Genomic DNA, 24,678 nt, shown 5'->3' on the forward strand with positions numbered 1-24,678 from the left:
TTTTTGATTGGATGAGATACGGTCCGATCCCCCTAAATCCCCCTTAGTAAGGGGGACTTTGAAGAAAGTATACTTCACGAACCTGAAAAATGCTGTATTTCTCCTCACCTTATATTATCCAGAAAAAAGGGGGCATTTGCCCCCTAATCTTTAATCGATAACCTTGAACGAACTAACCTGGAGAACCGGGCCAATCATTGCGAAAGTCATGACATCATCGCGAACTTCCCCCTCTACTGATACCTTCAAACCTTCTTTTTTCAAGTCAGAAGGGGCATCTTTGAGTTCATAAGTCTTATCCGCGCTGACTAAAGCCCAAGTACCGGGGCCAAAGCCTTTCTTTTCAATCGTTCCAGTTACATTCATGCCAGTTTTTGCTCTCCACTAACCGCTAAACGGGCTAATCCAAAACAGAGTAGCGCATTGATAACCAGGAAGCCACGGGCTAACCAACCTCCGCCTAACCACATCATAGCCGGGTCAATGGCGGCGCTGATGAATAAGCAACTCGCTACACCCAAAGCTGAACCAATGGCGAACCATTTCCAACTGGGATGACCCAAGAAGAGGACAACGAGAACGGCGGGAATCAGAACGCTAGCAAAGATGGGGTTTAAAGCGGTAGTCCCAATAACGGTGTTCCCTAACTCTGGAATAGAACTCCCCATCATCCGGAAAGGCCATTGCGGCACATCAAACAGATAGAAGCCTTGTAGGAAGAATAAACCGCTGCTACCGGCAACTAAGCCGCTGGTTAACGACCAACTCCAACCGAAGGGGAAGTAGTTTCGCAGCAACCAGGCGAGTAGGTACGATCCGATCACCATGCCAATTTTAGGCAAAAGGGCGATCGCACCACCATCAATCCAAAAACGAGGATTGAGATAGCCATTATCCCGCAACCACCGGAAGAAATCCTTGAAGGTAATTTGACCGCGCAAGGCCAACTTCACTGAAGCAGCAGCATCCAAATGACCCGCCCCAAAATGGTTTAAGGGGTCTTCTGCGACCTTACGAGAGGCTTCTTTTAAGATATTGGCAATTTCATCGGGACTCTCAATATTCGACGCTTTCAGCAACGCTGCAACCCCTGCTACGTGAGGCGCGGCCATACTGGTTCCCTGATAAGCAGCAAAAATGGGCTGTCCGGTTTCTGGGTCAATGGTATTTTGTAAAATACCGCCTGCGGGGTTTTCTTCATTCATATAACCCCCCGGTGCAGAAATATCTACACCCGCGCCAAAGTTAGAATAAGGGGCCCTGTCACCTGCGGAATCTAGCGCTGAAACGCCAATGACGCGAGGATAGCGGGCGGGGTAGCTGGCGGAATTCTGATTAGAATTACCCGCTGCTGCAATAACTACAACCCCTTTTTGATAGGCGTATTCGATGGCTTCTTGCATGAGTTGGCTTTCACCGCTGCCACCCAAACTCATGTTAATGACATCAGCACCATTATCGGCGGCAAATTTAATGGCTTCGGCGATATCTGCAACAGTTCCGCCGCCACTTGCGCCTAAAACCTTTAGGGGCATAATTTGGGCTTCGTAGGCAATTCCAGCAACCCCATAACCATTATTAGTGGATTGGGCGATGGTTCCGGCGACGTGGGTTCCATGTCCGGCGTCATCATCGGCGGCGATGCGGTCGTTGACGAAATCGTAACCTTTAACAAATTTAGTATCTTTGAGGTCGGGAACGCGACTAACACCCGTGTCGATGACGGCGACGGTGACGCCCTGACCGTGGGTTTCATCCCAAGCCGCTTCTACATTAATACTGCGGAGGTTCCACTGTTTGGGATAGTCCGGGTCATTGGGAACGGCGTTCAGCGTATAAATGTAGTTGGGTTCAATATATTCGGTGTACTTCTGCAAGCCCGATTGTCTCAGGTTTTGCAGCAAAGCGCGATCGCCCTCTACGATATAAACGTTGTCCGCTTGGGAAAATTCGCTATTGAGTCGGGGTTTGACCCCAAACTCTTGGGCAATTTCTTGGAGTTTCGGGCTAATCTGTTCGGCTTTTTCTTCCCGAAAGTCTAGTACAATCGAGTCAAACTCGCCTTTGTTCGACAATCCGGGATAGCTGAATAGGGCAAAGCCTAGTCCTATCACAAATAAACAAGTGAGGAAAAATTTTCTCATGTCCGCATCGCCTAGGTTGCTCGCTTGGATTCCACGATAACCCACAAAAAGGGTCATCCGACAGATTTGGATCGGGTGCGTCTGAAATCCTTCAAGAAGGACTACTCAATCAATTCGTCCGATTAAGGATTGTGCTGGAAAAATCGTGCCACGATAGAGAAGCAGGAACGGGTTTGAGCGACGATGGAAAGAGGATTACTGTGGTTGCCGTTGTTAATTGCCTTTTTTGGGTTAGCCTGGGCGGGATGGAATGATTACCAGAAGGTGGAAGCTTACCGCCAGTGGGCGATGCAGTTCGACCGGGCAAAGTACGATATCTATGCCGTTCTGGGTCAAAAAGGCAGCGAACTGACTTGGGGAAAGCCGACGCGCCAGGGGCCTGTGGAGTTAGAAACGTTTTCTTTGAACAATGTACAAGCAATTCGTCTGCTTGGCGATCGCCAACCCTTAGACTGGAATAGCGAGCTAAACGGATCTTTTAAGCAAGTTGCTCTGGAATTTATCCTACCTACCCCGCAAGCTTCGATTCAAGTTCCGTTTACAGAACTCTCTCTAGCGGCTGAATGGGGTAAGTTTCTGCAACAGGAGTGGCAGCGTTATCAATCGCAGAAAGCGGTTTAGATAAACCCAATTGACAAACTTATGAATTGAAACAGTTCGCTCAATACCGTTTCGAGAGTCTCCTATTCACTTTACAGGTTTTTCCATCATTCATAAGGTAGAGATAACTCATTTATCAGACCTCTGTCTCCGGTAGGTTTTCTTAAGTTTGTTACTTTTGTTAATTTGCACACAGACAACTTAAAGTTGCTGCTTTTAAGTCACTTAAATTGATTTAAAAATTAGCAAAATTCAAGAAAAAACCAAAATCCTGGAGACCTTATGACCTCTATTAATACCGATCCCAATCAAAAAGCCTTACAGAAATTCAACTCTCTAAGTGTAGACGATCGGTTAGCCTTTTTATGGTTTGTTTACACTGAAATGGGCGAGTCTATCACCCCGGCTGCACCGGGTTCCGCCGCTCCCGAAATTGCTGAAGGTTTGTTCAACCAAGTCAAAGAGAAATCGCACGACGAACAACTCCAAGTTATGCGCGATTTGGTCAACAATGCCGACACGCTCATCTGTAGAGAGTACGGTTCTTTCAGCGATAATACCAAGTTATTATTCTGGTATCGCCTATCCCAAGGAATGGAATCGCAAATCATTGTTCCCATGCCTCCCAACTATGAAATGGCAGAGACTGGCAATGAATTGTTAGAGCAACTGAAAGGATTCGATTTTAATCAGCAAATCACCTTCTTACGCGATTCAGTAATGGGAATGGGCGCTGAACCTAAAGGCGGTTCTGATATCTAAGGGACACTTAAAATTCTAGTTTTGATGAATTCCCAATTGAAAGAAAACCTAGGATACCTCATGCAAGAATTAGAACTGGTGCAAGCCAGTTCTTTTTTTATAGCTGTACTCAGTAAGGTGAGGACAGACTGAACTGCTCAAAGCATGAGACTCACTCGGTTTTAATTCAGCACTTTGCTATACTCGTTTTTCGCTCCTGAGTTAGACTTAATTCCCCTATCGATCGCGCTATGCTGTGGATGAAAATTTAGGAGATTGAATGATGGCAGACGAAACCTATCGTCAAGGAATTAGCGATCGCAATACCGGCATGGCTGAAAATATGTCTCAGTTTGACTCTGACTTAAGCGCAGCAGACGCAACTCCCGCCGGAGAACTGGATAATAACCGCTACCAAGCCGCCGTCGTCGGAGAAGAGTCCCCTGGCGGTACCACCCCCACCCCCGATCAAGATGTGGTTGAAGAAATTGCCGCCACCGCAGGCGTCGAAATGGACGATCGCCAACCCTTACGAATTAACGATACCTTAGAGAGACGCGATCGCAACCGTTCGGAACTCGACCCCGCCACGGCTGAAGACTACGAACAACGCCGAGATTAAATGGGTGCATCCCCCAATGGGTGACATCCCCTAAGCCGAATTAAAAGATTCAAGCCTAAGATGGGGGCAACAGGGAGTGAGGACGTTCGCTATAATCTGACTGCCTCAGTTCCAACTCCACGGACTGAAAAAATTACGGATTTTAGTCTTAGGAGCCTGTAAACAGCAACTATCATGATTACTTCAGTTACGCAGGCAGACTTGGCAACTCGACGACAGCATCTTCGCAAAAGCCGACGGATTAAGATTGTACAAACCATTTGGCGCAGTGCCGTCGTCAGTGGTATTGCTGGGGGAGTCGTTTGGGTGACAACCCTTCCCGGTTGGGTGATTCGCCAGTCCGAACAAGTTGCGATCGCCGGAAACCAGTTTCTTTCCACCCAAGCGATCCGTTCGCTACTCCCCATCGACTATCCCCAATCTTTATTTCGCCTCGAACCCTACAACATTGCCAACACTCTAGAAGCCAAAGGTCCCATTGCGGCGGCTAGAGTCAACCGCCAATTATTCCCCCCTCGCCTCACCGTTCAAGTCACCGAAAGACATCCCGTTGCCGTGGCGATCGCACCTGCGGGACATCACCCCTCACAAAACGCCTCTGTGGGCTTATTAGACGACCAAGGGGTGTGGATGCCTCAAGAAAGCTATACCGCCCTCAACCAGTCCTTTCCCCTACCCACCCTCAAAATCGTCGGCAAACCCGACACCTATCGCTCGCACTGGCGCGAAGTTTATCAAATCATTCATCGCAGCCCCATCCAAATTACAAGCATTGACTGGCAAGATACCAACAACCTTAAACTCGATACCGAATTGGGCGTGATTCATCTGGGCCCCTACAGTCCCAAATTTGAGCAGCAGATCAAAACCCTCGATCAAATGCGGCAACTCTCCGAAAGAGTCAACCCGGCGCAAATCGCTTATATCGATCTAAAAAACCCTGCTGCGCCGATGCTGCAACTCCGGTAGAGGCCAGCTCAAAAAGTGGACGCCCTGAAGTTGACAGTTGCAAGCAGGCTTGCTACAACTCTTGAGTCCCTCTTGTCAAACTTTAACGAGCCACTCCTTTGAAAGATTCAATCAAAACTTAAGAGTAATTCATTGCCTTGCTTGAGTATGATTAAACCTGTAGCAAAGCAGATGGGTTTCCCATTTCATTGGCCTAGCCTGTAAGTTCTCCATCCAGACCAACCGGCTGATTGGGCAAAACATCCAAAGCGGCGATCGCGCATCTTTAGGATAGCCCAGCAAGTTACAGTCTGAGGAACCACTTCAGGGTACTATCATTGATAAGCTGTGCTGCTTGTAGATAATAAAGTTGTTTAGATGACCTAACCAAATTGCCCATGACACTGCCGAATAGGAAACTAGGGCTTGCTCACGGAAACGCCAACGCTGAAAATCCTACCCCCTTTGCTATGTCAGTGGATGCTGCTAACCCTTTCCGCAATGCTGGACTGCAAATCGCGCAGTCCCACGATCGCAATAACCTCGCCGCAGAAGAGTCTAGGCAAGACAACATTGTGCCAAGCAGCGTTGCCCGGATTAAAGTGATTGGTGTTGGAGGCGGCGGGGGAAATGCCGTCAACCGCATGATCGCGAGCGAAGTGTCTGGGGTTGAATTCTGGACGATTAATACTGACGCTCAAGCCTTAATGCACTCATCCGCCGCTAAACGCTTGCAGATTGGTCAAAAATTGACCAGAGGACTAGGCGCAGGCGGCAACCCAGCAATCGGTCAAAAAGCCGCAGAAGAATCGCGAGATGAATTAGCCCTAGCGCTCGAAAGTGCTGACCTAGTGTTTATCACTGCGGGTATGGGAGGCGGTACAGGCACGGGTGCAGCCCCCATTGTGGCGGAAGTTGCCAAAGAAGTCGGAGCGTTGACTGTGGGAGTCGTGACGCGCCCCTTCACCTTTGAAGGTCGCCGTCGGACCAATCAGGCTGATGAAGGCGTAGAAGCCCTAAAAAGCCGGGTAGATACCCTAATTATGATTCCCAATGACAAACTGCTCTCTGTAATTACCGAACAAACTCCGGTACAAGAAGCGTTTCGCGTCGCCGATGACATCCTGCGTCAAGGGGTGCAAGGGATTTCCGACATTATTACCGTTCCGGGTTTAGTGAACGTAGACTTTGCAGACGTGCGGGCTGTAATGGCCGATGCTGGCTCGGCGCTGATGGGAATTGGCACGGGTTCTGGCAAATCGCGGGCCAGAGAAGCTGCGATCGCGGCTATTTCTTCACCCTTGCTCGAAACTTCAATTGAAGGAGCCAAAGGCGTCGTCCTCAATATCACTGGGGGAAGCGACCTAACTCTCCACGAAGTCAACGCCGCCGCCGAAATTATTTACGAAGCCGTCGATCCCAACGCCAATATTATCTTTGGGGCTGTCATTGACGAGCGCTTGCAAGGCGAAATCCGGATTACAGTCATTGCCACAGGTTTTAGCGGCGAAAGTCCCGTTCAACCTGCACAACGGGTTGCCAATGTGCCAGCGCAACGACCCGTTGTCCCCAGAACTCAGCCTCAAGCCCGCTCTGAGTCAGAACGAGGCTTAGATATTCCTGAGTTCTTACAACGTCGCCGTCCGCCCAATCGTCCCTAACTTGAGGGCTTCGCAATGGGAAGATGGAAAAGCAGCCTCCCCATCTTCCCCATTCCCCTTCTTAAATTCCCCTATGACCAACAGCATTTCTCGCTCGATACCCGTTGCTCTAACCATTGCAGGGTCAGATAGCGGGGGCGGTGCGGGAATTCAGGCGGATTTACGCACCTTCGCTTTTCACTGCGTTCACGGGACGAGTGCCATTACTTGCGTTACGGCTCAAAATACGCTGGGGGTGACTCGCGTAGATGCTCTCCCCGTAGAGGCGGTCATCGCTCAAATTGAAGCGGTGAGGAGCGATATTGGCGTGCAAGCAGCAAAAACGGGAATGTTGCTCAACCCGTCGATTATTGCGGCGGTGGCGCAACAGGTGAAAGACTATCCGTTTGCGAACCTAGTGGTCGATCCGGTGATGGTATCGCGCACCGGGGCGCAGTTAATTGATGATGAGGCGATCGCAATTTTGCGGGAACAGTTGATTCCCCAGGCGACGCTTGTCACCCCCAACCGCTACGAGGCACAGATTCTCAGCGGTTTGCTCATTCAGAGTTTAGATGATATGCGGGCGGCGGCCCAGCGGATTTATCAACAAGTCGGGGTTCCCATCTTAATTAAAGGCGGCGGCTTAAGCGGCGCGGCGCGAGGCGTGGATATCTGGTTTGATGGGAAACGCTACGAAACCTTGAAAACTACAACGGTTGAGACTCCGCACACGCATGGCACTGGATGCACCCTAGCGGCAGCGATCGCCGCTCAATTAGCGCTAGGACAAGATTTATTCCCCGCCATCCAACTTGCGAAAACCTACGTCACCCAGGCGCTACAACATGCCTTGGCTCTGGGTCAAGGGACAGGGCCGGTGGGTCACTTTTTTCCGTTACTCCTTCACGAGGAGTGATAAGTCTGACCGTTCGTTGAGCCAGAATTTAGCGAGATCTGCTGGCTAACGGGAATTTCAATTAAAAACTCTGTTCCTTGTCCCGGTTGGCTCTTGCACCAGAGCTGACCTTTGTGTTTTTCGACAATAATTTGATAGCTAATGGATAACCCTAAACCCGTCCCTTTACCGACCGGCTTGGTGGTAAAGAAGGGGTCAAACAGTTGCGTTTGAATCGCTTCTGGCATTCCGGGGCCGTTATCAGCAATGGTAATTGAAACATAATGGGGACGACTGACTTGCGTGCGAATCCAGATGGTTGGGGGTTTTTCAAGCGGGGATTTGCCGTTATATTCTGAATGGCGATCGCTACTTCCCACCACAGATAGCGGTCGTTCGAGCAAGGACTCTTCGAGCGCATCAATGGCATTACTCAAAATATTCATAAATACCTGGTTGAGTTGTCCGGCGTAGCACTCAACGCTGGGTAAATTGCCGTACTCTTTCACCACCTCAATCGCGGGACGATGGGATTTTGGCTTAAGCTGATTTTGTAGAATGACTAGCGTGCTTTCAATGCCTTCGTGGAGGTTCACCTGCTGCATTTTTCCGCGATCGCTGCGCGAGAATGTCCGCAACGACAAGACAATTTCTCGAATGCGATCGGCTCCAACTTTCATAGAAGACAGCATTTGAGGCAAATCTTGCATTAAAAATTCTAAATCAATGTTTTCCCGGTAATCTTGAATGGGTTCGACTGGATCGGGGTAATGTTCCTGATAGAGTTTGACTAATTCTAATAAATCTCTGGCGTACTCATTGGCAAAGGTGAGATTGCCATAGATAAAGCTGACGGGGTTATTAATCTCGTGCGCTACCCCGGCTAGCAGATGACCTAAAGCAGAGAGTTTCTCTGTTTGTACGAGTTGAGCTTGGGTTTGTTGAAGATTGTGTAAGGCTTGTTGGAGTTGTTCGGCTTGTGCGGTGGCTAAAGCGGCGGTGCGGCGACTTTCTTCATAGAGTTTGGCTTGATCGATCGCGATCGCAATTTGATCGGCGACAGCATTGAGCAATTCTACTTCGCTAATTTTCCAAGGGCGATCGCTACTTTCATGCTGGCACATGACCACCCCCAGATCGCCAGAGCGGGTTTGAACGGTAATGGCTAGGAGCGATCGCACTCCAATTTCTAAAAGCGCAACTTTGCTATTGACATCCAGTTGATGGGTAGTGGCAACATCATCCAGTTTCAGTAAACTTTGTTCGAGAATTCGCTCTCCCAAAAGCTCAATCGCTCGCAAACGATTGTCATCGCGTGCGGGTATGTAGGGCAACTCGCAACACTCATGGCCTAACTCAAATTGGCAGGATTTTTCTAGAGACAATAAAGAATTGCTCCCTGATGTTTCCTGACTTAAGGTTTCTTCTACAGAAAGGTCTTGACTTCTACACCAAAAAAACTGACAGCGATCGATTTGCAGCAACTCGCGAATCTCAGCAACAGCCGTCCACACAATCGTATCAATATCTAGGGAATTGCGAATTTGACTGGATAGGCGGCGCTTAAATACTTCCGATTGCTGAACTAATTTCCTAAACTGATTAGTCCGATGTCGCAATTGTTCTTGGGTTTGTTGCAAGCGCTCGTTTGCCGCTATCAATTCCTGATTGGCGATCGCCACTTCGCGAGACTTTTGTTCGAGCTGACAGTTATATTCAATCGCTTGAGAAACTTCTGCCAGCATATCAATAATAACCGGAGAAACTGTTCCTTCTAATTCCTCCATTCCCAACCAAGGCAATGGCTTAATTAAGTCTGGACTCGTATAGATGGTTTGAAACTGACCATTGGGCAAAATTTTACCAATTCGACAAGCTTTAGAAAGATGATGGTTTGGCTCAATTTTAACAATCCCGCTTGGCCCGTGAAAGGTTTGACCGTAAGCCGCTTGGCGCACATCATCTACCGCAAAGGATTGGGCAGTTTCTACCGCTTGTTTCCATAAAAAGACTTGAGCGTAAGCGGACTGAATTGAATCGCTGGTGACGCGATCTGTACCATATTGTTGTTTAAAACTTTGAACAAACTGCTGATTTTCTTTTAACTCTAAGCTTTGAAAATAACTCCATGCAGCATAATGTCCAGTCGCCACATCTGGAGGCATTCGTCGCAATTCTTCTTCGGCGACGCTAATCGCCATGATCGGAATTTTTTCAGGAGAAATTCCAAATTCTTTATACTGTTGATAAAAGGCAAGATTGCTATCTCCATTCAGCGTATTAAAAACTACATCTGGCTGAATGTTTTGAATTTGTTCAATAATTTCTGTAAAATCAGTAGTTCCTAGGGGCGTATATTCTTCACCCAGCAAAGTACCGCCAAAATGCTTGAGTTGGGCTTTGATCAGCTTATTGACCGTTCGAGGAAAAACGTAGTCTGAGCCTACCAAATAAAATCGCTTGCCCTGATTATCTAACAACCATTGGATAGTCGGTTCAACTTGCTGATTGGGACATAATCCACTGTAAAAAATTTGACGCGAACATTCTAGCCCCTCGTATTCTACGGGATACCAAAGTAGGGCATTAAATTCTTCAAGAACGGGTAAAACGGCTTTACGAGTCGCAGAAGTCCAACCGCCGAATAGAGTAGTCACGCCGCATTCTTGGAGAAGCTGGCGCGCTCGTTGAGCAAAGATTGCTGGATCGGAAGCGCCATCTTCAATCATTGGCTCAATTTGCCGCCCTAGCACGCCCCCAGAGGCGTTAATTTGCGCGATCGCCATCAGTTGAGCATCTTTGAGCGATTGCTCGCTAATCGCCATTGTACCGCTCAAAGAATGTAAGATCCCGACTTTGACCGTTTCCTCCGCCGCTTTGTGTTGTTCTGGCATCATTTTCAAGAGTGTTGAGCGCTTGCAGTTTTTCTATTCAGCATTACTGCCCATTGCTGGCTAAACTGGGGTTGTTTGAGACGAAACCTGCCTAAAGTGCGATCGCGCTTGAGTGGATTGCAGCCAGCAATCGGGTTGCGGGACAAAAGACCTATTATGACTAATCTTTAAATAAAGAAATTTCGATAAGCTTGAGTTCATAAATAATTTAACTTTTAGATTACTGATAAATCTGCTAGAGATTTGTATCTGATGAAACAGCAGGTTTCTCCGTTTAATTTAGCAGCCTGTCTGAAATTGCAGTCTCCGCCCCAAGCGAAGCCAAAACACCTTCTATTAAGATTTGGACATTGGCTGTTAAAATTTGGGGATCGGCTTGATGATCAGTAGAGAGTGGCTATGGAACCCATGCAGCCTGTACCGCAAGAAGTTCTGCAACAAGTCGCTGAGTATTTCAGCGTACTGGCTGAACCAATGCGCCTAAAAATCCTAAACTTACTTCGCAATGGTGAAAAATGCGTACAAGACTTAGTGGAAGCTACCCAAACGAGTCAAGCAAACGTCTCAAAACACCTCAAGGTCATGCTCCAAGCCGGGATTTTGCACCGCCGAACCGAGGGAACCTCTGCTTACTACAGCGTTAAAGACGAACTCATTTTTGAGCTTTGCAATCTGGTGTGCGATCGCCTTGCCACTCGCATCGAACAGCAAGCGCGTCATTTTCGCGATTTTAGCTTAACGGCAAAAAAATAAGTGGGGGAACTCAGGAAGAACCTGAGTCAACCCCTCACTCATCACCCCCTTCAAGGGATTAAATTGGGAAATCTCGCTCGACACTGGCACGAGTCAAAGGCTGATCGAGCGTTAGCCCTTCACCCCCTAGATACTCAATCGGCTGCCCTTCGACTAAAATCCAGACCGGTCGATTAGGCGCAGTTGCAGTAGCCGTGTAGACCACCTGCCACACGCGGCCGCTCATAGAGGCGCTACCGCCACCCTGAGTAAACTCCTGAGAGAGATTAACATACACGCCATCATTTCTAACCTCAACCCCGCGTAGCTGCGTTCCTGGGGGAATTGCGGAGGTATCGGCGGGACTATCCGGTTCGGATAGGAGATGATTAAAGGCGGTCGCGAGGCGATCGCTCTCATTTTGCACGCCAGATTGCACGGCAACCGGCTTGGGAGTAAGCTGAAAACTACTCCCCGTATCTCGAATCCAGTACACTTGTACGGTTTCCTGGACAGGCGTTACGGGCTGTTCTCCGGGAGTGGGACTGGCTTGAGCCGTCGGTGCGGGTGAAGGCGATGGGTCTTGGCGCGTATTGATCGCCCAGAAGGCCGTTCCTGCGCCCACAGCCAACATGAGAGCAGAAACAGCAATAATTGCGCCTTGAGAAATATTGCGATGGGGTTTTTGATCTTGCATAAAGATCCTCCTAAAACCGATGATTGAGCAAGGCGGATTGTACCGTCAACGAAAGCGCAAAGCTTAACGGGAAGGCGGAGCTAATCTTACAAACGCAGCCATTTCCATTTGTTCCGGATTGACCTCTACCTGTAAAAGCCGCGCTGTAATTCCTGAAGCCTCTAGCACTTGCAAGTCGAGGCGTCGATTAACCCCTTCTGTTAGTAAATTAACAAAGAGTTCTGGAACGGGAGTGCCATTTAATTCTAGACGAGGGTTCAGAAGTTGAAGTTTCCGTCCGCCAATCGTCCCTAAACCCGTTTCTGCGGTTAGCGTAATCGGGGTTGTTGCCGTTCCCTGTTCTTGTAAATTAACCTGGATGCGAAAGCGATTATTTCCTAAGAACTCTACTTGAGGGGCGAGGATTTCATAGCGGTTGACTTGAGCGCCCATTGGACCGGGAAACAATTGGCTAGCCGCTGTTCGCAGGCGATTGGTGACAGCAGGCGATCGCAATGCCCGGTTGATATCCTCTTCGCTCAGAGCCAGACGAATTCCCGCTTGGATCGGTCTTTCTAAAAATGAAAAATCTCGCTGTCTTAACCGTTCGCGCAACTGAGGCAGATCGAGATCGATGGGATCGGTTTCAATATCCACCGCCGCGAGTCGAATATCCGGTTGCAGCCAGAGTCCGCGTCCTGCAATTTGGATGCGTTCAACCTTCCCTTGTAATAATTGATGGCTTGGAGGGTTATCGACTCGGACTTCAAGCTGTTCGATACGTTCAAACTGAGAGCGAATCAGCCGTTCCCCCACCCGATCGACCACTAAGCCAATGGGAGAAGCCAATAGGAGCAAACCCGAAAGCAGGATCGTCAGAAATTCCATGAATATTTATGTTGTCTGCGCCGTAAAATTGAACTTTCATAGTTAATCTAACGGCTAACGGTTGCAGTGGCTAGCTCCAAATCGATTAATACCAGAAGCGATCGCCCTCATAAAAGTGCAAGCGTCCGTAGCCTAAAAACTGACCCCGCGCCTGTTCTCCCGGTGGAAAAGCAGTCACGCCAAACAGATAAACACCCCCAAAGCGCGGGTTGCGAATCGGATACAGGCGAATGGTGACGGTTTGACCTGGTGTTACGGGCGGATCGAAGACAATAGTTAGACTTTGCGATTGACGATCTTGAGTGACGCCTTGCAAATTTAAAGCTTGACCCCGCCGGGAAGAACCTCCTGCAAAAGCGCAGCTTTCAGTGAGGAAAAATTGAGGAAAATCTCCCCCCTCCCGCAAAGCAATGGTGACGCGCTGCAAGGGTTCGCCTGCATTCTCAGGCAAATCTAGGGTGAAATCGTAGCTAGCGTGCCAAACATTAACCGTATTAAAGCTTGTACTGGCAGACAATAGGCGGGGGGGTTGAACAAAATGGGTGCTGCCATCAGCAAGTTGCACGGCTTTGGCAAATTGAGCGTGAATGCCCATCGAAGCAAGAGCTGCTAAAGTTAAGCCGATTCGGGTGATGAGATTCATGGGAGAGTACCGAACGCGATCGCGGAATAGTTTTATTGTGTATCCGAGCGCGATCGCCCTCAATCAACCCAAAGAGCGACCTCTATTCACCTAAGACGGACCAATCGCACCGGAGTAAACCAAACCGCGCTGTAAATCCAGCGTCAGCATTGAGCCATCGCGAATCACTTCTGTTGCCCGCTTGACACCCACCATCACCGGAATTCCCAAACGCAAACCAATCACCACCGCATGGCTCGTTAAACTCTCTTCTTCTGTCACCACACCCGCCGCCTTGCGGATCGCATCCACAAAATCAGCACTGGTTGAAGGGGCGACTAAAATCTCACCGGGATTAAAGTGAGTGACATCAATGCCATTATGAGCAATCCTCGCCCGACCGCTGACAAACCCCTGTCCTACCCCCGTTCCACTGCATAAAACGGCGGTTACAACTTCCACCTTAATTAAATCTGTTGAACCGGGAACGCCCTGTAAAGTCCCGGCAGTCATGACCACTAGATCGCCTTCCTGCAACAAATACTTCTCTTGAGCCACCCCTAATGCCGCTTGGAAGGTTTGATTCGTCGAAGCCAAATCTAACACCAATAAGGGCGTAACCCCCCAAACCAGTTGCAAGCGACGCGCCACATCGACATGGGGAGTCACTGCCAGAATCGGTTTCTTGGGGCGAAACTTGGAAACATTCCGCGCAGTAGCCCCGGTTTTCGTCAGGGTCATAATTGCACTGGCTTCCAATTGTTCGGCAATGCGGCTCACAGCTTGAGAAATCGAATTGGGGATTGAACGGCGCGTATGCGGATGGGCTTGATGCGCCTTCATTTCTCGCTCAGTGCGAATTGCAATCCGGGCCATTGTTGCCACTGCTTCTACGGGATATTTCCCCACTGCCGTTTCATTAGAGAGCATGACGGCATCTGTACCATCTAGAATCGCATTGGCTACGTCAGAAATCTCCGCGCGGGTTGGACGGGGCGAGTGAACCATGCTATCCAGCATTTGAGTGGCTGTAATTACTGGAATTCCCAGGCGGTTCGCTGTTGTGATTAAGCGTTTCTGTAAAATAGGGACATCTTCGGCGGGTAATTCAACCCCTAAATCCCCGCGAGCCACCATGACGCCATCGGAGAGGCTTAAAATAGCGTCCATTTGCTCGATGGCTTCATGTTTTTCAATTTTGACGATGACAGGAATTTGTTTGCCCGCGTTAAAGATAAGTTCTTTAATTTCGAGGACATCTTGCGGGTTGCGGACAAAGGACAGCGCTACCCAGTCAATCCCTTGATTAAGACCAAATCTTAAATCTTCTCGGTCTTTTTCGGTTAAGGCTTTAATGGAGAGGTAGACGCCTGGGAAGTTAACGCCTTTGTTGTTAGAGAGGACGCCCCCAACGACGACGCGACAATGTAATTGTCGGCTGCCTTGGTCTACTTCTTCAACCAGCATCTCCACCCGGCCGTCATCGAGCAGAATGGTGGCATCGACAGGAACTTCATCGGCTAGGGGTTCGTAGGTGACAGAACTGATGGCTTGGTTCCCAATCATGGGATTGCTGGTCAGCGTGAAGCGATCGCCTTTATTGACTAAAATTGACCCATTCTCAAAGCGGCCGAGACGAATTTTGGGGCCTTGCAAGTCTTGGAGAATGCCTACAGGTTGATTCAGCTCAAAAGAAATCTGCCGAATCAGGCGAATCGAGCGTTGATGATCTTCATGGGTGCCGTGGGAAAAATTGAGTCGCAGCGTGGTGGCACCCGCTTCAATAAGACTGCGGAGAACATCTGGTTGACTGGTTGCAGGACCAATCGTGGCAACAATCTTCGTCCGACGCAAGGAATCGTGCAGTTGCATGGGTGGAGTTTTTCGGCAACAGAGCAAAAAAGGTAAACAAGATGCCTATCATATATCAAAGCCAGAGCCATCGGAGTTAGAGATTAACGATTCCTTTGGGGTAGACCCTTGCCGATCTCCAGCCGGTGGGGCGCTTGGCTAGGGTAAGTTTACCCAGATTGGGCGGCAAGAAAAGCTATAATAGCTACCCGATTGGGACTGGGGTTCCGCTGGTTCAATCCTTCGATTGGGGAGCAACTGCGATCGCGATCTTTAACAGTCTCAAGCACTCAATGGCATCTAAAAATGGTTAGTATAGCGTTGAGTCGTTCGCAAACATTAAGGGTGCAAGGCGATTAATCGCCAATAGATTGTGAATGTCTTAGCAAACGAGGGACTTAAGTCCCTGCTTGGTTTGCAACTCATTTAGGATCGCGATAGTCAATCAAGTATAAACTGCGTGGCGATCTAGCAGGTAATTAAGCCAAAATAGACACGAGAGCCTCCTCAAGGGATGTTTCATGGACTCTACCGATTACACTGAAGGCATAGATTTTCAGAAATACTGGCTGGTACTCAAGCGACACTGGCTACCTGCATCAAGTGTTTTTGCATTGATTGTCACCCTCGCGACCTATAAAGCAGCAACGGCCGATCCGGTTTATGAAGCCCAAGGCAAGTTGTTATTTAAAAAGCAAAACACAACCTCTGCACTCGTTACCGATGCCGGAGCGAAAATTGGTCAGCTAGACACCTTGACCCAATTCAATAACCCCTTGGATACTGAAGCGGAAGTGATTAGCTCCATGCCTATTGTCAAAGAAACTGTGGAGGCTTTGAATTTCCGCGACGATCAGGGCAAGTTCATTCCTCCCGGCGACTTTCTGTCCCAGCTCAACGTTAAGAAAATTGAGGGGACGGATGTATTAATGATTGCTTTTAAGAGCCAGTATCCCAAAGAGGCGGCTGATGCAGTTAACAAATTGATGGATATCTACATCAATAACAATATTTTGGTGAACCGTCGGGAAGCAACAGCGGCTCGCGAATTCATCATGCAGCAGCTTCCAGACACCGAAGAAACCGTGCGCCAAGCCGAAGCAGCCCTCCGCGCCTTTAAAGAGGAAAATAGCGTTGTTTCCCTGCAAGATGAAGCCACCTCTGCGGTCATTTCGATTTCTAACCTCGATAGCGAGGTGATTAAAGCCCAAGCGCAATATGAAGACGCGACGGCTCGCAGCCAAGCCTTGCAAAGTCAAATGGGGCTGAACCCGCAACAAGCACTAGCGATCAATACGCTGAGTCAGTCAGCCGCAATTCAACAAGTTTTAACCGAATACCAGAAAGTCCAGGATCAATTAGCCGTTCAACGGACTCGCTACCAATCTCAGCACCCTATTATTACTAATCTCGAACGTCGAGAAGCCGCGTTAAACGATCTGCTTCAAGAGCGCGTCGCCCAGGTTTTGGGCAATAATCAAGCGGTGGATCGACGAGATTTGCAAATTGGCGAACTGCAACAGCAGCTAACGGCCGATTTAGTGAATGCGGAAGTACAACGGTTGGGGTTAGGGAGTAACGTCAGCGCCTTAGTGAGGGCGCAAGGCAGCTATCGCGATCGCGCCAATGCCCTACCGCGTCTAGAGCAGCAACAGCGCGACCTCCAGCGACAACTCGATGCGGCTCAATCGGCTTATCAAATCCTATTAAGAAACCTCCAAGAAGTCCGAATTGCCGAAAACCAGAACGTCGGGAATGCACGCGTCATTTCCTACGCCACCCTGCCCGTTAATCCCGTAGCCCCCAATAAGAAATTGCTCGTGGCTGCTGGTGTTGTGGGCGGTAGCATGTTGTACGTTCTCACTGCCTTCCTGTTGGAGTTGATGGACCCCTCCATCAAAACTGCCAAAGAATTGCGAATGCTATTCCGCTATACCCTGTTGGGGATGATTCCCGCCACCAAAAAACGCTTTGGATTCCCAGGCTTTAGCTCTCGTCGGGAAATTCCCCTGCTCCCCACCCGCGACCAACCGACCACCTATACTAGCGAAGCCTATCGCACCTTACAAGCCAATCTCAAATTTATTAGTCCCGATCGCGAAATTAGAATCATTGTTGTCACCAGCGCGGTTTCTCAGGAAGGGAAATCAACCGTCGCTGCTAACTTAGCCGTGGCTACCGCTCAATTGGGGCGGCGAGTTTTGCTGATTGATGGCGATATGCGCCATTCTACGCAGCACCAAATCTGGAACCTCACCAATGTGGCAGGCTTGAGCGACGTAATTGCCAATCAAGCTAAATTTAATATTGCCGTGCGCGAGGTCATGGAAAATCTCGACGTTTTGCCATCGGGCGCAACACCCCCCAATCCCCTAGCGCTGATTGACTCCAAGCGGATGGCCTCGCTTTTAGAAGAGTTCAGAGATAACTACGAGTTCATTATCATCGACACCCCCCCGTTTTTACTGGTTGCTGATGCCCTCGCTTTAGGGAAAATGACCGATGGGCTGTTGCTGGTGACTCGTCCCGGTATTATTGACACGGCTAGTGCTGGCGGGGCCCGCGAAATCTTGGCTCAGTCGGGACAAAATGTTTTAGGTCTGGTCGTTAACGGTGTCAGCGCGGGTAGCGAACCCGATGGAGCCTTTCAACGCGTCAAGGCTTACCACAAAGGTAAATACAAAGATGCCGCCATTAAAAAGGTGACGGTTCCCTCTGAAAGTTCATCCGATCCATCGTTCCCAGACTGGGATAGATAAGTTTTCATGCTAAAACGCCTCAGTTGTTTATTAACCGCCTCAGCAATACCTGTCTGGATTGCACCCTCTTTGCTGATTCTTGGTGCGAGTGGTGCAGGAGTTGCCAGCCTTTCTGGGCCAGTGCGAGCGCAAGCCGTGCCTGATGTGGGCGCAAGTCCGCTCGATACCAGCTATCTGTTAGGCCCTGGCGATCAAATTGAAATTATTGTCTTTGATTACTCAGAATTTACAGGTCGCAAGGTCGTGTTGCCGGATGGGACAATTGCCTTACCGTTGGTGGGTTTGGTTCCCATTGCAGGACGCACCCCGGCGCAGGTGGCTCAGGATTTAACGGCTCGTCTGGGAGTTTGGGTTAGAGATCCGGTGGTGAGCGTTGATTTAGTCAAGTTGCGGCCGGTGAGGGTGAATGTTGCTGGAGAGGTGCAGCGTCCGGGGCCTTTGCAGTTAAATAACGTTCCTGATATTACAAATATTGGCAATGAGTTTTTTGAATTACCGACGCTGAGTAGTGCTTTGCTCAAAGCGGGAGGGATTACCAAAAATGCGGATATTCGAGCGATTCAATTGGTGAGAGCGGGGGTAGTGGGGGGAACGGGTACTCAAACGATTAATCTTTTAGATGCAGTGACATCGAATGCTTCGCGCGATTTGCTGTTGCGGGATGGCGATTCGATTTTTGTGCCTAGGCTCAACTCAGATGAAGAGTTCGATCGCCGGTTAATTGCCCGTTCGAGTATTGCGCCGCTAACGGTACGGGTGCGGGTTGTGGGGGAGGTGAAGATTCCTGGGGAGAAAGCTGTACCGCCGGGAAGTTCGCTCAGTAGCGCGATCGCGATCGCTGGAGGCCCGACGCCAGATGCAAAACTGAACGAGGTTTCGTTTATTCGGGTTCAAGAGGATGGACGGGTGGAAGAACAGCGCCTCGATCTCAGCACTCTGACGGATAATTTTCAAATTGAAGAAGGGGACGTGATCGTGGTGCCAACAACCCGTACTGCCACTCGACTCAACACGGCTAACCGTTTATCCGGCCCCGCTAGTGCGGTGATGCAGTTTATTCAACTGATCCGCTTATTATTGGGGGGTAATTAAGGGCTTAACCGATAGGTCTATATTTCGGTGGATTTATCTTTGGCATTCGGGTATCTAATCTAGTGTTGGCGCAATTGTTGATGTTGCTCTGGAGCGCCCTTTTGATCGTGGGTTCAAGAGAGGGGCTGAGTTCTCGATCCCAGACTCGTTTCGGACATCCGTTCGCGTGTTAGATCGATCCCCAAAAAGGGGAATGATAAATGTGGGAGATTCATCAAACCTGATTTGGCGGATCTCCCCAGGCAAGTTGAGGAAAGCACTATGGTTTGTACTGCGACTCGCACCCAAAGCTGGAAATCTTTGCAGTTCCAATGCTGGATGCCTGAGAAACAACGCCAAAATCCGAGGCGAATTCGGCGGAGTTTGATCGCTCAATCTGGCGAAGAGGGAATAGACTGCGAATATTTGCAGCAAATGCTGGCAAGCTTAGAAAGTTTGTCTGAATAGTCTTATTCTTGTCAAAATGGGGAGTTGAGATGGGGTTTGTTATCCCGATGCCCAATCTTTGTCCCGGTCTAGGTGAAATCGAATCGGATGTTTAATCGCTTAAAATATCTTCCGTGGCGATCGCTGATTGTGGTTGCCCTACTAACAGTGGCGATCGCTACCGTTCTAGATTTACTGCTAGTGTGGGCTATTCAATCTGCTGTTGTGAGCAGCGCCCTATCGCTGGTACGGGATGGCATATTGGGAGCGATTATGCAGTTTTTAGTCAATGTTGGGATTGGTGCATTAGCCGTCTATCTGCTAGAGCGTTGGCAAGGCGTTGCGATCCTGAGCGCGTCCACCCTTTGGGCGTTGGTTCCTTGCGTGATGCTGGTTTTATTTCTCAAATCTTTGTTAATTCCATCGGCCTTCTTTCTAGAAGTTTCGCGGATGACCTTGGTGGGGGTAGTAGTGGGCATCTTTTGGAAAGGACGCCCCTACTGGCATTAGAACATTACAGCAAAACCTTATTGAAATGCCTCTGCAATGGTTTGCGAATCGAGGCTGCGACCGATAAAGACTAGGCGCGTTAGCCGTTCCTCTGTCGTTCGCCACGGGCGGTCGTAAAACGACTCAATGCGATCGCCAACCCCCTGTACCACCAAACGTAGCGGTTTATTGGGGACATTCACAAAGCCTTTAACGCGGTAGATTTCCAACTTGTGCATCAGTTCCCGCAAGGTTGCTTGCAGGGTTTGCGGATCGAATCCCCGGTCTAACACCAGGGGAACGGAGTTAATCTCGTCATCGTGGTCGTGATCTTCCTCCGTGTCATGATGGCTGGGACGTGCCGCCAAATCGTCTTCTACGGCTGCATTAAAGCCGAGGAGTAAATCGGCAGAAACAGAACCCGCCGCACAGGGAACGACCTTAACGCCCGGTCTGAGTTGTTGTTGCAGCCAGGATTGAATGCGATCGCGAGTCGCCTCATCCACTAAATCTACCTTCGTCAGCAACACCAAATCCGCACAGGCGAGTTGATCTTCAAATAACTCCTCTAGGGGCGTTTCGTGTTCGAGACTGGGATCGGCGAGGCGTTGGGCGTTGAGTGCCTCTAAATCTTTAGCGAGGGTTCCCGTAGCAACCGCTTCGCAATCTACCACCGTCACCACGCCATCAACCGTGGCACCGCCGCGAATTTCCGGCCAGCGAAAGGCTTGGACGAGGGGTTTAGGCAACGCCAAACCGGAGGTTTCAATTAACATGCAGTCAATTTGGTCGCGGCGTTTCAGCAACTCCTGCATGGTGGGAAAAAATTCTTCCTGCACGGTACAGCATAAGCAACCATTGGTCAGTTCAATAATGTTGCTGGTTGCGGGTTCATCTTCGTCGCAGACTTGACAGGAACGCAATAGTTCGCCATCGATACCCACTTCGCCAAATTCATTGACGAGGACGGCGATCCGGCGTCCTTGGTTATTTTGGAGTAGATGGCGGATCGTGGTGGTTTTTCCAGAACCCAGAAATCCGGTAATGACGGTGACAGGAATTTTAGCAGCCATGTTGAAAGGTTAAAAGGATGTTTTTGTGTATGGAGCGAGCCGGAAAAGCTGGAAATTGTTGGCTTTTGGACTAAGCCCGGATCGGGGCGCTCAATGCAAAATTGCACAACCCGCCGGTAAGTTTTGTAAAGTTAAATGAACTTATCCCATTTCCTTCCAAATGCTTAGATATCAATCGGAGGAATTCTGGCAATAATCCCTTTTTTCAAGGGTTCGGGACGTTCAGACCAGGGTAATAATCCGTCTGTTTTGTTGTAATATCGATCGGCACATTCTAAAACTGCGGCGGCTGTAGTTGACAAACTTTCTTCACTGATGGGCAAGTCTCCAAATAAGTAAGTGTGTTTGCCAACCGCAGTAAAAGAAACCGCGCAGGGATGGCTGCACGCACTCATACATTGCACGGCTTTGATCGGGAATTCTCCTTGTAATTCCCAGGTTTGATGCAATTGAGTTAAGGACTCTAAGAAAACCTCTCCCCCACTTTTGCCTTGGGGTTTGCCGTCTTTCCAGACTGTGGCGCAACTGGTACAAACAAATAATGTATGGCGAATGTTCATAGATTAAACCGATCCGTACCTCGCGGATGTTGTGGGCGAATGTCACAGGCGGCGGGCATCCTGACTTAAAGATGTAAAGGCATCTCATCACAGTTGCGGGACAGCGTTGGACTTGCACCAAACTTTCCCCCTTGCGTCGAATGGCTGTTTCCCATCAGAACCGGCTGCTGCTTCATCTTATCAGGAAGGGGATTGAGAAGGGATGGTTCTTTGCGAGCCGGGGCGCTCATTTAAACAGGTGTCAGGGTTTCTACGGATAACAAGCGTCAATTAGCCAGGATTTTCGGCAGAAGTTGGAGCGGGCTAATGGTATTCGTTCTCAATAAACTGAGCTTCTTGCTAACTAATGGCAAAAAAAGCTATAATTTTCAACAAACAGACTTTATTGAGAAGATTATATGCCGCTCTACACAGCTTCTTCCCTCAAAGCAGAGCTGAATTCCAAAGGCTGGCGTTTGACCCCGCAGCGAGAAACGATCCTGCACGTTTTTCAAAACCTGCCGAGGGGCAATCATCTCAGTGCGGAAGAACTTTATAACGTCCTGCACAAACGAGACGAACAAATCAGTCTCTCAACGATTTACCGCACCGTTAAGTTGATGGCGCGAATGGGGATTTTACGAGAACTAGAGCTAGCAGAAGGCCATAAGCACTACGAACTCAACCATCCCTACCCGCATCATCATCATCATTTGGTCTGCGTGCAGTGCAACCGCACCATTGAGTTTAGAAATGACACGATTCTCAAGCAGGGGGTGAAGCAAGTCGATAAGATGGGTTTGGAACTGATTGATTGTCAGTTGACCATTCACACGATTTGCCCGGAAGCCTTGCGGAGAGGGTGGCCGGCGATGTTACCGAGTAATTGGGCTTGTTCGAGAGCGATCGCCCAAACTGAGGAACTTGAAGAAGACCTAAGCGAGAACTAAGTCTTCTGGTGGTTCTGCTTCAGGGGAATTTCAATAATAAATTCTGTGCCTTGCCCAATTTGGCTTTGACAATGGAGATATCCCTGATGCCGCTCCACAATAATTTGATAGCTAATGGGTAAACCGAGTCCTGTTCCTTTACCCACAGGCTTGGTTGTAAAAAATAGGTTAAAAAGCTGATTTTGGATCTGTTCGGACATTCCCACCCCATTATCGGCGATGGAGATGGCCACCCAGTCGGAGGCGCGAACCTCTGTAGAGATGGTAATGGTTGGGGAGTCGCTAGAATTTGCTGGCGCTGCCTCAGCAGATTCTAGTTTGGCTTCCAGGGCATCATGTCAATTACAAAGCAATCAGTTCATAAAAACCTGATTGAGTTGACCGGGATAGCATTCCACTTTTGGCAAGGGGCTGTAGGTTTTGACTACGTTAATGGCCGGTCTATTGGGCTTGCTTTTCAGGCGATTTTGCAAAATTAGCAACGTGCTTTCTAGACCTTCATGAATATCGACCGATTTCATCTGAGATTCGTCTACTCGCGAGAAATTCCGCAATGAAAGGACGATTTCCCGGATGCGTTCTGCCCCTACGCGCATAGATTCTAGGATTCGCGGCAGATCTTCTTGCACAAACTCTAGGTCAATGGCTTCTATGTGGGCGACAATTTCGGGATGGGATTGGGCATGGCAATCTTGATAAAGTTCAACAAGCTTAAATAGGTCTTGAACATATTGACCTGTATAAGTGATGTTGCCGTAAATAAAATTGACGGGGTTATTGATTTCATGAGCAATTCCAGCGACTAATTGCCCTAGGCTAGACATTTTTTCGCTTTGGACGAGTTTGGCTTGGGTGCGCTGGAGATCGTGCAATGCTTTTTCGAGGTGGGTGGCTTTTTCTCGTTCGCGGGTCTCGCTTTGGCGGAGGGCTTTTTCAATTTGTTGGCGTTCGACAATTTCTGCAACGAGTTTGCGGTTGGCTTTGGTCAGATCGCCGGTACGCTGTTTCACCCGTTCTTCGAGGGTTTCTTGGTAGTGACGCAGGGCTTGTTCGGCGCGTTTGCGATCGCTAATATCGCGAGAAATTCCCACAATTCCTAAAGGGTTGCCTTGGGCATCGCGCCAAACGCTTTTAATGCTGTTAAAAATATAGGTGACATCGCCTACGGTGAGGACTTCTTCGATGTTTTCCGAGATCCCGGTTTGAACGATGCGCCGATCCACTTCCCAGAGTTTTTGGGCGACTTCTAAGGGCATAAACTCTGCATCGCTTCTTCCAACGACTTCCGGGGAGGTTCTGTTAAACAGACGAGAATTTGCAGAATTGCTGATGACGTAAATTCCCTGTAAGTCTCGAACAAAGATGGCGTCTGGGGTACTGTCGATGATGGATTGTAGCAGGTGATAGTGTTTGAGAAGCCGTTGTTCGGCTTGTTTGCGATCGCTAATATCGGTAACGCTAGACCAAATTAAGCTTTCTCCAGCATGTTGCAGCACCACTCGCGAAACTTGAACTGGAATGGTGTAGCCCGCTTGATGCCAATATTCTTTCTCATAAGGGCCGTAACGCTGGAGGTTTGGCAAGCGAGCAAACTGAGATCGTTCTGCACTCAGGTAAGTTTCTGGGGTAATCTCCCAATAGGTGAGGTTCAGAAGTTCTTCCACCCTTCTTCCGAGAAGTTGCGCCAACTGGGAGTTAACGGCGACTAAAGTCCCGTCTAGGCGGCATAGAATTAAGCCAACCGGACAGCATTCAATCAGTTGTTGCAGAAAATTGGGACTAGCATCAAGGTTTAAGCCAGAAAACAACGGGTTTGAGAAGAAAAAGCTGGCGTTTGCCATGTTTCCAAAGAGGCGATCGATCGACCTAACCATTCAATCTACAGCGCGTGCGAGCTTGTCTTAGCTCCAGGTAGACTCTTGAAAGAGTTTTGACTCTACCTGCGGGAGTTACCCCAGTTAGAGGTGGGATAGGTTAGCAAACAATGACCTTAGCTATCCCTTGATTGGGTTCACCCTGTTAACCCAAGTCCCGCCTATCCTTACCTGTGCTGGAGCAGACTTCACCTAGGGGGACTGAATCAGACTTACTCTA

General features: G+C 49.1%; 24 protein-coding genes and 1 riboswitch. Of the genes, 13 read left to right on the forward strand and 11 right to left on the reverse strand.

Going from position 1 to position 24,678, the window contains the following annotated elements:
• Positions 1-150: 150 nt before the first annotated feature.
• The gene (locus tag QQ055_RS03265) at positions 151-366 is read right to left on the reverse strand and encodes a hypothetical protein (RefSeq protein WP_283361794.1); all 216 of its coding nucleotides are present in this window, start codon (positions 364-366) and stop codon (positions 151-153) included.
• Positions 363-2,144, reverse strand: a complete 1,782-nt coding sequence (locus QQ055_RS03270; protein ID WP_284475956.1) for a S8 family peptidase — start codon at positions 2,142-2,144, stop codon at positions 363-365. Before QQ055_RS03270 ends, QQ055_RS03265 begins: the two co-directional genes overlap by 4 nt.
• A 183-nt stretch (positions 2,145-2,327) precedes the next feature.
• Here QQ055_RS03270 and QQ055_RS03275 point away from each other — a divergent pair, with 183 nt between their 5' ends.
• The 6 genes from QQ055_RS03275 (at position 2,328) to thiD (ending at position 7,614) form a co-directional block, all read left to right on the forward strand.
• Positions 2,328-2,765, forward strand: coding sequence for a hypothetical protein (locus QQ055_RS03275; protein ID WP_284475957.1), 438 nt, complete (start codon positions 2,328-2,330; stop codon positions 2,763-2,765).
• Between the two features lie 261 nt (positions 2,766-3,026).
• Entirely contained in the window at positions 3,027-3,506 is a 480-nt protein-coding gene (locus QQ055_RS03280) for an orange carotenoid protein N-terminal domain-containing protein (protein ID WP_283361796.1), read from the forward strand.
• A gap of 259 nt (positions 3,507-3,765) precedes the next feature.
• A complete protein-coding gene (locus QQ055_RS03285; protein WP_283361797.1) occupies positions 3,766-4,107 on the forward strand; it encodes a DUF6335 family protein in 342 nt (113 codons plus the stop codon).
• Positions 4,108-4,281: 174 nt separating this feature from the next.
• Entirely contained in the window at positions 4,282-5,076 is a 795-nt protein-coding gene (locus QQ055_RS03290; RefSeq protein WP_069965977.1) for a cell division protein FtsQ/DivIB, read from the forward strand.
• A 377-nt stretch (positions 5,077-5,453) separates the two neighbouring features.
• A complete protein-coding gene (ftsZ, locus tag QQ055_RS03295; protein ID WP_069965976.1) occupies positions 5,454-6,716 on the forward strand; it encodes a cell division protein FtsZ in 1,263 nt (420 codons plus the stop codon).
• A gap of 73 nt (positions 6,717-6,789) precedes the next feature.
• Positions 6,790-7,614: a bifunctional hydroxymethylpyrimidine kinase/phosphomethylpyrimidine kinase gene (gene thiD, locus QQ055_RS03300; protein ID WP_284475958.1), complete on the forward strand. Its 825-nt coding sequence runs from the start codon at positions 6,790-6,792 to the stop codon at positions 7,612-7,614.
• On the opposite strand, the gene urtA is transcribed toward thiD, so the two are convergent.
• Positions 7,602-10,487: an urea ABC transporter substrate-binding protein gene (gene urtA / locus QQ055_RS03305; RefSeq protein ID WP_286004231.1), complete on the reverse strand. Its 2,886-nt coding sequence runs from the start codon at positions 10,485-10,487 to the stop codon at positions 7,602-7,604. The genes thiD and urtA overlap by 13 nt on opposite strands.
• 399 nt (positions 10,488-10,886) lie before the next feature.
• Here urtA and QQ055_RS03310 point away from each other — a divergent pair, with 399 nt between their 5' ends.
• A complete protein-coding gene (locus QQ055_RS03310; protein WP_069965974.1) occupies positions 10,887-11,240 on the forward strand; it encodes an ArsR/SmtB family transcription factor in 354 nt (117 codons plus the stop codon).
• Positions 11,241-11,298: 58 nt separating this feature from the next.
• On the opposite strand, the gene QQ055_RS03315 is transcribed toward QQ055_RS03310, so the two are convergent.
• The 3 genes from QQ055_RS03315 to QQ055_RS03325 form a co-directional block, all read right to left on the reverse strand.
• The gene (locus tag QQ055_RS03315; protein ID WP_069965973.1) at positions 11,299-11,916 is read right to left on the reverse strand and encodes a GerMN domain-containing protein; all 618 of its coding nucleotides are present in this window, start codon (positions 11,914-11,916) and stop codon (positions 11,299-11,301) included.
• A gap of 63 nt (positions 11,917-11,979) precedes the next feature.
• A complete protein-coding gene (locus tag QQ055_RS03320; RefSeq protein WP_284475960.1) occupies positions 11,980-12,783 on the reverse strand; it encodes an LmeA family phospholipid-binding protein in 804 nt (267 codons plus the stop codon).
• Positions 12,784-12,868: 85 nt separating this feature from the next.
• Positions 12,869-13,378 (reverse strand): DUF2808 domain-containing protein, encoded by a 510-nt coding sequence (locus QQ055_RS03325; RefSeq protein WP_286004232.1) that lies wholly within the window; start codon positions 13,376-13,378, stop codon positions 12,869-12,871.
• Here QQ055_RS03325 and QQ055_RS03330 point away from each other — a divergent pair.
• Positions 13,371-13,520 (forward strand): hypothetical protein, encoded by a 150-nt coding sequence (locus QQ055_RS03330; RefSeq protein WP_286004233.1) that lies wholly within the window; start codon positions 13,371-13,373, stop codon positions 13,518-13,520. The genes QQ055_RS03325 and QQ055_RS03330 overlap by 8 nt on opposite strands.
• On the opposite strand, the gene pyk is transcribed toward QQ055_RS03330, so the two are convergent.
• Positions 13,517-15,277, reverse strand: coding sequence for a pyruvate kinase (gene pyk / locus QQ055_RS03335; protein WP_283361804.1), 1,761 nt, complete (start codon positions 15,275-15,277; stop codon positions 13,517-13,519). The genes QQ055_RS03330 and pyk overlap by 4 nt on opposite strands.
• Positions 15,278-15,777: 500 nt before the next feature.
• On the opposite strand from pyk, the gene QQ055_RS03340 reads away from it, so the two are divergent.
• From QQ055_RS03340 to QQ055_RS03355, 4 genes are all read left to right on the forward strand, one after another.
• Positions 15,778-18,015: a GumC family protein gene (locus QQ055_RS03340; RefSeq protein ID WP_284475962.1), complete on the forward strand. Its 2,238-nt coding sequence runs from the start codon at positions 15,778-15,780 to the stop codon at positions 18,013-18,015.
• Positions 18,016-18,021: 6 nt separating this feature from the next.
• Positions 18,022-19,107: a polysaccharide biosynthesis/export family protein gene (locus QQ055_RS03345; RefSeq protein WP_283361806.1), complete on the forward strand. Its 1,086-nt coding sequence runs from the start codon at positions 18,022-18,024 to the stop codon at positions 19,105-19,107.
• Positions 19,108-19,368: 261 nt separating this feature from the next.
• Positions 19,369-19,554, forward strand: coding sequence for a hypothetical protein (locus QQ055_RS03350; RefSeq protein WP_283361807.1), 186 nt, complete (start codon positions 19,369-19,371; stop codon positions 19,552-19,554).
• Between the two features lie 87 nt (positions 19,555-19,641).
• A complete protein-coding gene (locus QQ055_RS03355) occupies positions 19,642-20,043 on the forward strand; it encodes a peptide chain release factor 1 (RefSeq protein ID WP_283361808.1) in 402 nt (133 codons plus the stop codon).
• A 17-nt stretch (positions 20,044-20,060) separates the two neighbouring features.
• Here the strand turns inward: QQ055_RS03355 and cobW are convergent, their stop codons facing one another.
• Together cobW and QQ055_RS03365 are read right to left on the reverse strand one after the other, a co-directional pair.
• Positions 20,061-21,095 carry a cobalamin biosynthesis protein CobW gene (gene cobW, locus QQ055_RS03360; protein ID WP_284475963.1) on the reverse strand — a complete coding sequence of 345 codons (1,035 nt, stop codon included), beginning with the start codon at positions 21,093-21,095 and terminating at the stop codon, positions 20,061-20,063.
• Between the two features lie 164 nt (positions 21,096-21,259).
• Entirely contained in the window at positions 21,260-21,655 is a 396-nt protein-coding gene (locus QQ055_RS03365) for a DUF1636 domain-containing protein (protein WP_283361810.1), read from the reverse strand.
• A 33-nt stretch (positions 21,656-21,688) separates the two neighbouring features.
• Positions 21,689-21,835: riboswitch (cobalamin riboswitch) on the reverse strand.
• A 218-nt stretch (positions 21,836-22,053) separates the two neighbouring features.
• On the opposite strand from QQ055_RS03365, the gene QQ055_RS03370 reads away from it, so the two are divergent.
• On the forward strand, positions 22,054-22,584 hold the full coding sequence (locus QQ055_RS03370; RefSeq protein WP_283361811.1) for a ferric uptake regulation protein: 531 nt from the start codon (positions 22,054-22,056) through the stop codon (positions 22,582-22,584).
• Here the strand turns inward: QQ055_RS03370 and QQ055_RS03375 are convergent.
• Positions 22,581-22,913: a sensor histidine kinase gene (locus QQ055_RS03375; protein ID WP_349775313.1), complete on the reverse strand. Its 333-nt coding sequence runs from the start codon at positions 22,911-22,913 to the stop codon at positions 22,581-22,583. The two genes, QQ055_RS03370 and QQ055_RS03375, sit on opposite strands and share 4 nt — an antisense overlap.
• A gap of 24 nt (positions 22,914-22,937) precedes the next feature.
• Positions 22,938-24,458, reverse strand: a complete 1,521-nt coding sequence (locus QQ055_RS03380; protein WP_286004234.1) for a PAS domain-containing sensor histidine kinase — start codon at positions 24,456-24,458, stop codon at positions 22,938-22,940.
• Positions 24,459-24,678 lie beyond the last annotated feature (220 nt).

This window comes from Geitlerinema calcuttense NRMC-F 0142 (assembly GCF_030285425.1).